The sequence below is a fragment of the Rhodocytophaga aerolata genome (assembly GCF_030503435.1).
In the GTDB taxonomy this organism is placed as follows: Bacteria; Bacteroidota; Bacteroidia; order Cytophagales; family 172606-1; genus Rhodocytophaga; species Rhodocytophaga aerolata.
In genome coordinates, this window is the sequence record NZ_JAUKPO010000001.1 from 289,920 (window position 1) to 303,461 (window position 13,542).

Sequence of the window (13,542 nt, forward strand, 5' to 3'; positions counted from 1 at the left end):
TCAAAAATCTATATCCTCCGTTTCGTCTGTATGGATTTGTTTCTTTTTGCCGCTGAGTAATGCTGCTAATGCTACGCCTCCTCCTACTAAGGCTACACCAGCTAATACTGGATTAAGCTTGGCTTTTTGCAGCAAACTATTTTCCAGTACCATGCCTTCATACTCTCCCCGTTCCTGTAAAGCCGACTGTGTCTGGTAAAGGCCATCGGGCTGGGAAGAGGGCTTAGGTTCGTCTTTAAACTGGCGCTTCGACATATCTTTTTCCATCATCTTATCCATAAGCCGGGGAGCCACCTGCCCCATAGCACCCAGCAGTTTACCTTCTCCTACCGTAAAGTCGCGTACACTATTTTCCGCACAATGCAGAATAGCTTCGGCTACCAGGTCAGGCGCAAACACTGGCGGCGGCAAGGTCGCTTCTTTCTCCTGGTAGTTTTTGGCATGTTGTGGATACGGCGTGTTGATGGCACTAGGCTTAATAAGTGTTACAGAAATAGGTAAATTATCTTGTTCTAACTCCATACGTAAGGCGTCGGTAAATCCTTTTACCGCATGTTTGGAGGCACTGTACGTTCCTTGCAAAGAGATGGCACGGTCGCTTAGCACACTGCCTATGTTAATAATAGCTCCGCCACGGGCAGCTAAGTGCTGTACCGCAATACGTGACCCTAAGACAACGCCCCAGAAATTAGTTTCAAACAACCGGCGCTGGTCTTCCATAGATATTTCTGTAATTTTGCCATAAATGGATACACCGGCATTGTTTACCCAGGTATCTATGCGGCCAAACCGTTGAATAGCGGCTGTGGCTGCCTGTTGCAATGCCGCTTCGTCAGATACATCTACTTCGGAAAATATAGCTTTGTTGCCGGAGGCATTCAGTTCATCGGTTAGTTCTTCTAATGCTTGTCTGTTACGGGCTACTAATACTACTTTTGCGCCTTTCCGGGCTGCCATGCGTGCCGTAGTGAGTCCGATACCACTAGTTGCACCAGTAATCAGGATTACCTGTTCTGCGAGAGGTTTTAATTTCATATAATTTATATTGTTTTAGGTAGTTAATTTTACTGTTACAGTACTTAGTGAAGGGGAATTTAGTTACATCATCTATCAGTAAGTAACTTATGGGCAGAAGCAAATAGTGCTTCTGCCTGAAGTTAGATTTAGGCGGGTATCATTGCTCTTTCCTCACGTTCCACAATATGTCTGTGCTGGGCAATAGCTTTTAGGAAAACCTCATTAAAAGCTGTAAAATCTCCGGTGTTGCGCAAGGTAACTATACCTTTGGCGGTCAATGGTTTACCCTGTTGATCATCGGAAGCTACGGTAACTAGCTGCGAAATACTGGATGCCAGCAGCAAGTCTACTCCCTCATTAATGGCTCCAATAGGCTTACCATGCTTAAAAGCCTCATTAATAAAATGCAGTGCATCGCCTTGTTTTTTTAGCTTCTCTATACTTTCCTTTCCACCTGGCACAAATACAGCATCGTACATAATAGACCCCGTTGTAATATGGCTTTTATCTACCTCTAGTTCTTCTCCATCAGCACTTTTCAGTTTTCCTTTAAACATAGAAACGATTGTGGCCTGTGCACCCTGTGCCTTTAAAGCTTGTTTGATGGACATTACCTCTTTAAAAGCAAAGCCATTGTCTACCAGAACTGCTACTTTACGGCTTTTAATGGCGTTTGATTTGTTGTTGCGATCTATGCTAAGGGAAGGTGAGTCTTCTACTGTTTTCCCTGGGCTAAGTGAATGAGCAACCTTATCTTTTATGCTTCCGGCAGCATCCTTTACCTTGCTTACTATTGCACCTGAAGGAGCCTCTACACCTATGCCTTCAGCTACCATGGTAGCCAGCTCGTGGTTAATATTGTTAAGTATTTCATTTACCATCCGCATGCGTACCTCTTTGGAATCTACTTTGCCCAATTCAAAGTGGAGGGCCTGTACGATACGTTTTTTCTCTCCTGCCGACATACTGTTCCAGAACAAGGTTGCCTGGCTGAAATAGTCTTTAAAGCTTTTGCTCCGCTCACGTACCTTATGTCCTTCTACTTTTTCGGTATAGTGCACATAGCCGCCTTCTTGCTCGGAGGCCATTTTGGGATAACCCCCACCTAAAGAGTTGGGGAAGTAGTTTACTTTGCCTTTGCTGATTGTTTGCCGCATAAATCCGGCTCCATGTTGATTGTGAACAGGTACTACCGGACGGTTAATGGGCACCTCCGTAAAGTTTGCACTGCTAAACCGGTTGATCTGGGTATCTACGTAGGAAAATAAGCGGCCTTGCAACAAAGGATCGTTGGTAAAATCTATACCCGGAACCACATTGCCAGGATGGAACGCAACCTGTTCTGTCTCTGCAAAAAAGTTATCCGGATTGCGGTTCAACGTCATTTTGCCTATTCGTTTTACTGGTACTAATTCTTCTGGAATAAGTTTAGTAGCATCTAGAATGTCAAAAGCAAAACTATGTTCATCTTCTTCCGGAATAGCCTGTATCCCCAGTTCAAATTCTACATAGTCTCCCATCTCAATTGCTTCCCATAAGTCTCTGCGGAGCCAGTCCGGATCTTTTCCTGCTAGTTTCTGGGCTTCGTCCCATACTAAAGAATGGACACCGAGCAGTGGCTTCCAATGAAACTTCACAAATGTTCCTTTACCCTCCGCATTTACCAGCCGGAAGGTATGTACACCAAAACCTTCCATCATGCGGAAACTACGGGGAACAGCTCTGTCGGAGAGTACCCACATCAGCATATGAGCGGTTTCAGGCATCAGCGAGGCAAAATCCCAGAAGGTATCATGGGCGGCAGAAGCCTGAGGCATTTCGTTATCAGGCATAGGTTTAATTGCATGCACCAGGTCAGGAAATTTAATAGAATCCTGAATAAAGAATACAGGCATATTATTGCCTACCAGATCGTAATTACCCTCCTGGGTATAAAATTTGGTAGCAAAGCCACGTACATCCCGAACGGTATCAGCCGATCCTCTGGAGCCTACTACGGTAGAAAACCGGACAAAAACAGGTGTTTTAACAGAAGGATCTTGCAGAAACTGGGCTTTAGTTAGGTGTGTCTGGGGCTCGTATACCTGGAAATACCCGTGCGCACCTGAGCCACGGGCATGCACTACGCGTTCGGGAATAGACTCATGATCCAGGTGGGTCATTTTTTCACGAAAGTGGAAGTCTTCCATGAGGGTAGGGCCACGGAATCCGGCCTTGAGTGAGTCGTCTGTATGACTGATTCTGACTCCCTGGTCAGTGGTCATATACTGGTCTTTGGGCTCTTCCTGGAATTGCTCCAGTTGCCGCTTTTTGCTATTTTCATCTACTTTTTCGCCAGTAGAAGCATTATTGGGTTGTGGTTTGCCTGTGTTTTCCATAGAATTTGGGTTAAGTAAACATTTATGTATTAAGAGGTATCAAAAGCAAAGTGTGTGTGTGGTAAGCAGATCATAGTTTACTGAATTTAATTTAAGTAAGCATGTATAAATTCTTCTTTCAAGAACCTGTTAGTGAATGTACTACGCTGAAAAATTTTGAAAGAAATTACTATTTGGGAATAGGTATATACTTATACCCTCGTAAAAAGGTTATTAACTGATGGATATTTTAACCCGCTTTTACCAAATAGTTGCTCCATTAGTTTTTCCTATTAAAAAAGCCTGACGTGATTTCTCACGTCAGGCTTTTGGTTTTTAGTAAGCAGTATTTTATTAATTGCCTTTTGTTCTGGCTGTTCCTCCTTCCAGCGAACTATTGATTTGCTGAGCTTTCTCCAGATGTTGTTGCAGCGTTGGCAAGGTAGCAGAGGCAAAACTTTTCAATTCTGCATCTTTTAAGCTACTCGCTGCTTGCTTGAACTTACTAACATCTTCCTGATGATCCTCTACCATCATGCTCATATAGTGCGTATCAAATTCACTGCCCGATAACTTAGAGAGTTCAGTTACGTGTTGCTGATGTTTTTCCATCATCTGATCTGGCAACGTTATTTTCTTTTGAGCGGCAAGGGATTTCAGTTTTTCATTAGCTTTTTTATGGTCTGCCATCATCTGTTTGCCAAAATCTTTTACTTGTTGGGCTTGTGCTTTTTGAGTGGCTAACTCTCCCAGCGCTACTTCCATCATCCCTCCACTGGCGGCTTCTTTGGCAAATTGCTCGGCAGTCATATCTCCGGCAGGTTTGCTGGCATCTCCGGGCTGCATAGCGGCATCAGAATTTTCTACATTGGCTTCTCTGCCAGCATTCGGATCACTGGTGGTAGGCGCTTCATTGGCTGCCAAATTTTCCTGGCCTGGGGAAACCATGGCCTGGTCTTCGCCGGTATTCTGGTCTGCATTGGCGGACTTTTCTCCGGAATTACAGGCAGACGTGTAACAAAGTGTTGCTGCCAGTAGGCTCATTATAAGAATTCTTTTCATAGTGGTAATAATTTAGGTGTTTGTTGATACTATTCTTGTTTAAACTTTTCTATGGTTCCATACGGAAGCTTTTATAACTAGTTGGTGAAATAACAGCCACTTGTGTTTTCTGGTCTGGTCCGGGCGTTGAATGCCCATGCAAATATTGATCGTATACGTTTACCAGGCCTGAAAGGACAAACGACGATTTGTTAAAAAGTTCTTTGGCTCTTAAATCTTCTATCTGCTGGACATGATCCTCCATCTGGACAATCAGTTCGCGAAGCCTGTTCTGCATTTGAGTAACATATACTTCGGCGGCATTTTCAGGTGTTATAAAACTCATAGGTTTATTCGGTTACTGTTCAATCAATAAAATTATAATATGCATATCATTCTACCTTAGGCAAATGCAATTCAAAACCATTTTAAGGGGTGTACTACATTTATTGAAGAAAGTTGCAGAAAAGAAGAAGGCGTTGGGCTGCTAAACAAGGCAAGTCTTTGGTTTGTCCGCATAAATCCGTATCATGCTGCTTACAACTGGAGCTTCCATGCAGCAAGTACTCAAACACTACCTGAAACGATTGACCAACCTGAGTTCCAGCAATAAATCATTGCTGCTGCTGAACCTACCCCTTGGTCAGTTTATAGATATTCATGAACTGGATTTCCTTACGAGCAAACCCTCTTTTCATAGTATAGAGCAACTCATTGCCGGTAAAAACAATATCTACCTGTGTGATGTACACGACAGCCGCTTTGATAAAGTAAATGAAGCCAGCAATAAGCTCAAAAAATTAGACCGTACCGAGCAATTCATTGAAGACGAACGAGGCGCACACGATTTATATGTAGGCTACCCGATGATCCGGGGCAAACTTTCCGATGGCAGCCCTATCCGCTGCCCCTTGTTATTTTTTCCGGTAAGTCTGCATGTACAAAACAACAAGTGGCATCTGCAACAGCGGGAAGAGGAAGAAGTAATGCTGAATAAGAGTTTTTTACTAGCCTATGCTTATTTTAACCAGATTAGCCTGCCTGATGAATTCATTGAAACCAGCTTTGAAGACTTTGATACAGAAAGCCGCATGTTCCGCACCCAGGTATACGAATTGCTGAAGAACAGCCCGGTGAAAATCAACTTCAATCAGGAAATCATCACCACGGATAAACTTCAGGCTTTTGCCAGATTCTCTAAACCGGAATTTGAAGAGAAGGAACGTACCGGTGAATTAAAGCTTTATCCGGAAGCCGTACTGGGCATTTTCCCTCAGGCAGGCTCCTACCTGGTACCCGATTATGAATTGTTATTGCAACGGGAGGAAGTCGAGAGCCTGGAAGAGCTTTTTCTGGATAAACAAGCCATTCTACCAGACACTTCACAGGCTACGCGGGAAGAACAGACATTTACGCCTTTTGCCATGGATGCCTCCCAGGAAAATGCTATCAAGACAATTAAAAGCGGAAAATCTCTGGTTATTCAGGGTCCTCCGGGTACAGGAAAGTCGCAGTTAATTTGTAATCTGATCGCCGACTATATGGCCCGGGGAAAAAAGGTTCTGCTTGTCTGTCAGAAAAGAGTAGCCCTGGATGTGGTATACGACCGGCTGAAAGAAGGAGGCATGGAGGATTTTGTGGCCCTGGTACACGACTTTAAACACGACCGCAAAGCCTTATATACCCAGATTGTAGCCCAGATAGAAAAGCTAGATACCTATAAAGAACAAAACAACAGCCTGGATGCCATTTTTCTGGAACGTACTTTTCTACAGGAATGCCGCAAAATTGACAAACTTACGACCGAACTGGATGAATTCCGCAAAGCCCTATTCGACCATACTATCTGTGGCTTATCTGTAAAAGAGCTTTACCTAAGTAGCGACCCGTTACTCCCCCATATTCCTTTGGCTACTACCTATAAGCATTTTCCGTTTGTTTCTCTGGATGCTTTTCTGCAGAAACTCCGGTATTATGAAGCGTATGCCCGGCAGCTGGAAAAACCCCTGTACCCCTGGAAAAACAGGGTTTCATTCAGCCAGTTTACCTATACTGATCTGGAAGAGATAAAAAAAACAATAAAAGCCATTCCTATCTTCGGGCAAGAAGTTAAAAACCGGATAGAGCGTATTACCGGTGAAGCGCTTTCATTATCTGAAATAGAAAAATACAGCCCTGAAGTGGAGCCTCTCCGGCATTTTGTGCACGTAGCCCAAACCGAAGAACAATGGGCAATATTTCAGCGGTTACGGGATTGCAACCATCCTAAATCATGCAATTTAGCCTGGATGGAAGAGGCAGAAAGTAAATTACTTAGTTATTTGCAAGGGGTGGGCATTGAGAGAAGTTTACCAACAGAAGAGTTAACCAACTTCAGCAATATATTACTGGAAGCACGTGAGGCAAGAGCCGGATTTTTTACCTGGTACCTATGGCTGTGGTTTTCTAAGAATAAACACCAGGTGGCAAGTGTAGCGGCAGCTAACGGCTTATTGTTAAGCCAGGATGATATAGAAATACTTAGCCAGAAAGTAGCCAACCGCTTGGCTATGGAAGATTTGTTAGTTAATATAAAAGAGGTACGTCCCATTAGCAATCCCTATGAGCCAGAACACATCCGTACCTGGTTTCATCAACAGAAAAAAGCCATTGAACTAAAAAACCTGCTAACTATTTCGGCTTTCCTGAAAAAGTATCCCCACTTGGTAGACTTACCGTTTACACAATTTACGCAAAAAATAGATGAACTGAGTTCTTTAGTACAGGATATACAAATGGCCCGTACCTCCTGGAAAAGATACCTGCTTGATGTCCAGGTTGAGCAACTTCTGACCAACCACCAGTATGCGGATGAACTAACACGCACCGTGCAGGAAGATTTTGATTCGCTGGTAGAACTAGACCGCATCAAAGAAAGCATGGATAGCATAGAACTCGACGTAACACACCAGCTATGGGACTATATATCTGCTACTGCCACCGATACAGCCGGCTTAGATATGGTTAGTTTAGTGGAGAACAGCCTCCGCATTGCCTGGATAGAACACATAGAAGCCACGTATCCTATTTTGCGCAGTGTAGCTACCCTGAAGCTGGAACAGATGGAGCGGGAACTTCAGGAAAGTATTCTGAAAAAAATGCAGATAGGCCGGGATATTACCTTGCTGAAAGCCCGAGAACAAACCTACCGCCATATGGAATACAACCGCCTGGGCAATCTGGTAACGTACCGCGACCTGAAGCACCAGGCCAGTAAGAAACGTAATATCTGGCAGATCAGAAAATTATTTACTGCTTATGCCAACGAAATTTTTAAGCTTATTCCCTGCTGGATGGCCTCTCCGGAATCGGTATCGGCCATTTTTCAGATGGAAGAACTTTTTGACCTGGTCATTTTCGACGAAGCTTCCCAGTGTTTTGCCGAGCGGGGTATTCCGGCCATTTACCGGGCCCGCCAGGTAGTTATTACAGGCGATACGAAACAATTACCCCCAAGCGACTTGTACCGGGTGCGGTTTGAGGAAGAAACCGAAGATACTCCGGAACTGGAAGTAGATTCCCTGCTTGACCTGGCTGCCCATTATTTTCCTCAAGTACAGTTGCAAGGCCACTATCGTAGCAAATCATTAGAGCTGATTGATTTTTCCAACAAACACTTCTATAAAAATACCCTGCAACTCCTCCCCGACCGCTTGCAGATCAATAAGCAAGAGCCCGCCCTCAGCTACAGGAAGGTAGAAGGAATTTGGCAAGACAACACCAACCGCATAGAAGCAGAAGAAGTGGTCAACCTGATTAGTCAGCTTACTCAGCAATGGCCAGAGAAAGAGATAGGAATAGTTACGTTTAACTTCAAGCAGCAAAACCTGATTCAGGACCTGCTGGAGGAACGTGCCTTACAATCCGGCAAAAATTTCCCTTCTTCCTTATTTGTCAAGAATATAGAAAATGTACAAGGCGACGAACGGGATATTATTGTATTTTCTGTTGGCTATGCCCCGGATGCTAAAGGCAGAATGGCCATGCAATTTGGCAGTTTGAATATGCAAGGCGGTGAAAACCGGCTAAACGTGGCGATCACCCGTGCCAGAGAACAGATCTATATTATTAGTAGCATCTTACCCCCTCAATTGAAAACTGAAGACACCCTGCATCAGGGGCCTAAATTACTCAAAGAATATCTAGCATATGCCTTAACCGTATCGGGCGGGGCGTATACACCTTCTCCTAAACCTGCCAAAGGTTTTGAAGCAAGCCAATTGCTGAAAGATAAATTAGTAACCTGGAATACGTCTCTGGCGAAAGAATTGCCCTTTGCTGACCTTACACAAAAAAAGCACGAAAAATACCAGTCGCTTCTCCTCACCGACGATGACCTGTATCACCAGAGCCTATCAGCAAAAGATGCACACGCCTACACACCTTTTTTATTAAATAAAAAGAACTGGCCTTTTATCAGAATATACAGCCGCGAATACTGGAAAGACAAAACCAAAGTGCAGGAAAAGCTAAGTAGGTATGAGCACGTAGAAATATAAAACCGGCTCTTTGCAATTTTTACTTCATTATGAAATAGATCATCATTGCTTTGGCAGAAGCTTAAACAAACTATATTATAAGCTTTATAGTAATGAAAAAACCAGGCCTGAATAGTAGCAGACCTGGTTTTTATTTAGATAGTCAGGTATTTATTGGGCATTCACAACGGCCCGGTAGGCATTTACCCGGCCATGGCCGTAGTAAGCATCTTTCCCCGGCTTTCCTAAATCATCGGCAGACGCTCTCAACACAGTTTCTACCTGCGAAGGTTTCATGCTACCGCCATTTTTACCGATGATTAAAGCGGCTACACCGGCTGCATGAGGGGAAGCCATACTGGTGCCTGCTGACCAGTAATACCCATTATTCCCAGTACTGAACACCAGATCGAATACCCAGCAAGGACGGGTTATCCCGGCAACTGTGCAATTCTCATTTCCAGGATAGGAAGAATCCCCACCTGGGGCAGCAAGGTCAATAACCGATACCCCAAAGTTGGAATAAGATGCCAGATAATCCAGATTTGCATTAGGACTGGTTAACCAGCCAATAGGCGCTGTAGCAGAGATAGAAATAACATTAGGGGCATCTGAGGGTACACTCACCAGAGATTTGTCTTTATCTCCATCGTTGGCATCATTGCCGGCAGAAGAAATAAGCGTTACTCCTTGTTGGTAAGCAAAGGTAGTTACCCGGCTAATGGCTACAATTAACTCTTGTACAGCTTTTGTATCGGATACGATAAAATCGTCTGTAGGGTCGTTAGGCGTTCCGTTGTCATCCAGAAATTTGCCATTCCGTGGAATAGCGGCGCCCAAACTCATGTTAATTACATCTGCTCCCTGAAGCGTAGCATGAACAATTCCATTCAGCAGCCAGGAGAATGATCCGCTGCCACTGTCTGCTAACACTTTTACTAAAATCAGTGTGGCTTCTGGGGCTACACCAATTACACCTACGCCATTGTCTGCAGCTGCTACTGTGCCGGCTACGTGTGTACCATGGCTGAATGTGTTGGGCAATGCATATTCCAGTTTTTCGGTTGGAACAAAACTGGCACTGGCGGCCAGGTCAATATTGGGTGCCAGATCCGGATGATCCACATCAAAGCCGCCATCCAGTATGGCTACTCTGGTTCCTTTTCCACGGTACCCTGCGTTCCAGGCTTCTGGCGCATTAATGGCATCATGCCCCCACTGTAAATCAAAAAAAGGATCATTATCGCCGCTGGCAGGTGGATTACCAACTGCTTCGCTTACTACATTTTTTTCTTTGCTTGGATCGTACCATTGCACTGAAAAATCCGGAATTACAGCTTTAACGCCTGAAATCTTGGCAGCCTTGGCTGCAAAACCTGGACTGGCCGAGGAGGCGGTTGCCAGGCCTACTTTATCCATTGAGCTTGTGAGTGCACCTCCGGCTGAGGCAAGTTGCTGGGAAAGATTGGCTGGTAAACCCGCAGCATTGGTGGAAATGATAATGTAATTTCCCCGAGTGATCTTCACTTTTGATGTCTCAGCGCCTACACGCAGAGTAGCCTCATTTACAGGCGAATCATTCGTTAGTTCTTGTAACTCTTGCTTAGCACATCCGCCGCTAAACAATAAAAAAATGGCCGCAGCAGAAAGTTGCGATAGGTAAGTAAACTTCATACGTGGTTTAAGTTTGTTGATGAAAATTTGGTTAGAACCTAAAAATTAAGCCGATTATTAATTATAATCAAACATTATCCATATAAATTTTAGTTAAAAATTCTAATTTTTCATATGTTACCAACTTAACCTACTGATATCAACTGAATTACCCGGCTTTGTATTCTGTATTTTTCTACTTAGCCCATAAGTAACGACTCTGCCCCATCTATCCAGACTGGAGTTCCGGTAATATGGCTGGCTTTTGCTGAGGAGAGAAAAAGAACAAGCTGGGCTACCTGTTCACTTTGGCCCGGTTTGCCATTGGTTAAGGGTATTTTACCTTCCGGAAAATCTACTGGTTCTTTTTCCTTAGTAAGGTTTCTTTCTTCTGTACTTTCTTCAATATTGGTATCAATAGCTCCCGGACATACGACGTTTACCCTGATCTTATATTTAGCTAACTCCAGGGCAGCCATTTTGGCGAAAGCCAGCTGAGCAGCTTTGGTGCAAGAATAGGCCGTAGCGCCGGTATTACTGAATATACGGGTACCATTTACAGAAGCAGTAATTACGATGGCCCCACCTTTTTTCTTCAGCAGTGGAATGGCATATTTCACAGTAAGAAAGGTACCCCGCAAGTTAATGTTTATTGTCCGGTCCCATTCTTCTGGTTGCAGGTCCTCCAGGGGAGCCCATACGCCATTTATGCCAGCGTTCGCAAATACAATATCTAGCGTACCCCATTGCTCAGCTATGGTTGCCAATGCCCGCTCCATGTCTGGAACAAAAGAAATATCTGCACTGATTTTCAGGGTATGTCCGCCCAACGCTTCTATCTCCTCCACCGTTTTTTCTAACGACTCTTCCGTACGATCCAGTAAGGCTACTTTTGCTCCTTCCCTGGCAAATACTATAGCGGTAGCTTTACCAATTCCGGAACCTGCTCCGGTTACCAGGGCTACTTTTCCGGTTAACTCTCCTGCTGGTTTTTTCATATGAGTAGTATAGAAATGGTTAGGTAACGAATCTACTGGGCGCATAAATAAGCTCCCGCCCGGCTATACTTATAGATAACATGACCAGGGCGTATGCTTACATCTTCCAGAAAACAGGCACCATACATACAATAATTACGATCATAATAATGGTTAATAGGGAACCTGTTTTTAAAAAATCCATAAACTTATATTTTCCTGGCCCATACACCAGAATACACGATGGTTCAAAAGGAGTAATCAGGGATACAGAAGCACCCAACATAATGGCAATCGCAAAAGGCCGCGGATTCAAACTTAGTTGTTCTGCCACCTGCATGGCTACCGGCAGTACCACCAATGCCGCCGCCGCATTAGACATGGGCTGGGTTAATACTACGGTAAGAATAACAAACCCTGCCAGAATAGAAATAACCCCCAGAGGTTGCAGCAAAAATACAATATACTCTGCCAGAAAAGAGGAAGCGCCGGTTTTCTCCATGGCAATTCCAAAGGCGCTCATCCCTCCGATCAGAATTAACAAACGCCAGTCTACCATCTGATAAGCCCTTAGAGCAGTAAGTTTGTTTACAAATGCTACCAGTAAAGCTGCTGCCAGAAAGCTGATAGATAAAGGAACCACATTTGCTATATTTAATATAATAGCCAGTAGAAATATACCAATCGTAATCCAGCCGCGGCGTTTTTTATACAGCACCGGGGAAAGTTGGCCTAAAATGGCAAAATCGTCGGATGCCTGGGCATGGTCAATTTTGTCGGAAGGTCCTTGAACCAGCAGCATATCCCCCATATTCAGCCGGATATCTCCCAGCTTGTCGCGCAGATAACTCCGGTTGCGGTGCACAGCCATTATTTTCAGGCCATACTTTTGAAAGAAGTTGGCTTGCTTGGGTGTACGGTTAATCAGGCTGGAGCGGGGTGTTACAATAACCTCTGCCAGTTTAATATTATCGTTACTCAAATCTTCCATCAGCAGGTCGGCTTTTATCTCAATTCCTTCCGTCTCTTTTACTTTAATCAGTTCATCCATTTTACCTTCTACCAGCAATATATCATTCTGTTGAATAACGGTGGTAGCTCTGGGCATAAAGTTGCTCGTATGCCGGATAACCCGTAGAATAGTAAAGTCCAGTTTATTCAGGTCCGATTCAAACACATGCTGCCCGATTAATGGCGAATCTTTCATGATAATAATCTCTGTCAGGTAGTCGCGTACGGCATATTTGTCCGCTAGGTTAGCTACGGGGTGGTTGGGTAATAAGAATTTACCGGCAGTAAGCATATATACAATCCCTACCAAAAATAAGATGGCTCCCATGGGTAGCAGCTCAAACAAACCTATTGGTTGCATCCCGGCTTTGCTAATAAAGCCACTTACGGCCACATTGGTAGAAGTACCAATAACTGTGCAGGTGCCACCCAGAATAGAAGCAAAGGCCAGAGGCATTAACATTTGCGAAGGGCTGATTTTTAGTTTCCGGCATAACCCTGTGATAGGGCCAAGAAATAAGGCAGTTACCGTGGTATTGTTCATAAAAGCAGATACAGCACCCGTAACTACCATAATTATCCCCAGCAGCACACTCTGGTTTTTAATGTTCACACGGCTTATCTGCAACCCCAGGTTATCCAGTATACCGGTATCCTGCAAAGCGCCACTAATAATAAACACAGAAGCCAGGATAATTATAAAGTCGCTGCTAAAGCCTGAGAAAGCCTCTTCCGGCGTAAGAATTTGAGTAAGGGTAAGTACAATAATAAGTAATAGTGTTACTACATCTACAGATAATTTTTCTGTAGCAAAAAGGCCGATTGCTACTATCAACAGGCCGAGAACTAAGGCAATTTGCATAAAATGGGAGTGCAGAAATACGCTGCGTGAAGGATAAATGAGTTATTATACGCAAATGTGGATAAATAGATAATATTTTTATTGTATTGCGTACAAATTCACATAAT

General features: G+C 44.0%; 8 protein-coding genes. 1 reads left to right on the plus strand and 7 read right to left on the minus strand.

Features of this window, described 5'->3' with window-relative positions:
* The 4 genes from Q0590_RS01160 to Q0590_RS01175 form a co-directional block, all read right to left on the minus strand.
* The gene (locus Q0590_RS01160; protein WP_302035636.1) at positions 1 to 1,035 is read right to left on the minus strand and encodes an SDR family oxidoreductase; all 1,035 of its coding nucleotides are present in this window, start codon (positions 1,033 to 1,035) and stop codon (positions 1 to 3) included.
* Between the two features lie 128 nt (positions 1,036 to 1,163).
* Complete coding sequence (locus Q0590_RS01165; RefSeq protein ID WP_302035637.1) at positions 1,164 to 3,395, minus strand: catalase; 2,232 nt, start codon at positions 3,393 to 3,395, stop codon at positions 1,164 to 1,166.
* Positions 3,396 to 3,728: 333 nt separating this feature from the next.
* A complete protein-coding gene (locus tag Q0590_RS01170) occupies positions 3,729 to 4,436 on the minus strand; it encodes a DUF4142 domain-containing protein (RefSeq protein ID WP_302035638.1) in 708 nt (235 codons plus the stop codon).
* Positions 4,437 to 4,485: 49 nt separating this feature from the next.
* Positions 4,486 to 4,761, minus strand: coding sequence for a hypothetical protein (locus tag Q0590_RS01175; protein ID WP_302035639.1), 276 nt, complete (start codon positions 4,759 to 4,761; stop codon positions 4,486 to 4,488).
* A gap of 184 nt (positions 4,762 to 4,945) precedes the next feature.
* On the opposite strand from Q0590_RS01175, the gene Q0590_RS01180 reads away from it, so the two are divergent.
* A complete protein-coding gene (locus Q0590_RS01180; protein ID WP_302035640.1) occupies positions 4,946 to 8,953 on the plus strand; it encodes an AAA domain-containing protein in 4,008 nt (1,335 codons plus the stop codon).
* A gap of 150 nt (positions 8,954 to 9,103) precedes the next feature.
* On the opposite strand, the gene Q0590_RS01185 is transcribed toward Q0590_RS01180, so the two are convergent.
* The 3 genes from Q0590_RS01185 to Q0590_RS01195 form a co-directional block, all read right to left on the minus strand.
* Positions 9,104 to 10,606 carry a S8 family peptidase gene (locus Q0590_RS01185; RefSeq protein ID WP_302035641.1) on the minus strand — a complete coding sequence of 501 codons (1,503 nt, stop codon included), beginning with the start codon at positions 10,604 to 10,606 and terminating at the stop codon, positions 9,104 to 9,106.
* A 179-nt stretch (positions 10,607 to 10,785) separates the two neighbouring features.
* Positions 10,786 to 11,583: an SDR family oxidoreductase gene (locus Q0590_RS01190; RefSeq protein ID WP_302035642.1), complete on the minus strand. Its 798-nt coding sequence runs from the start codon at positions 11,581 to 11,583 to the stop codon at positions 10,786 to 10,788.
* Between the two features lie 97 nt (positions 11,584 to 11,680).
* Entirely contained in the window at positions 11,681 to 13,435 is a 1,755-nt protein-coding gene (locus tag Q0590_RS01195) for an SLC13 family permease (RefSeq protein WP_302035643.1), read from the minus strand.
* Between the last annotated feature and the right edge of the window lie 107 nt (positions 13,436 to 13,542).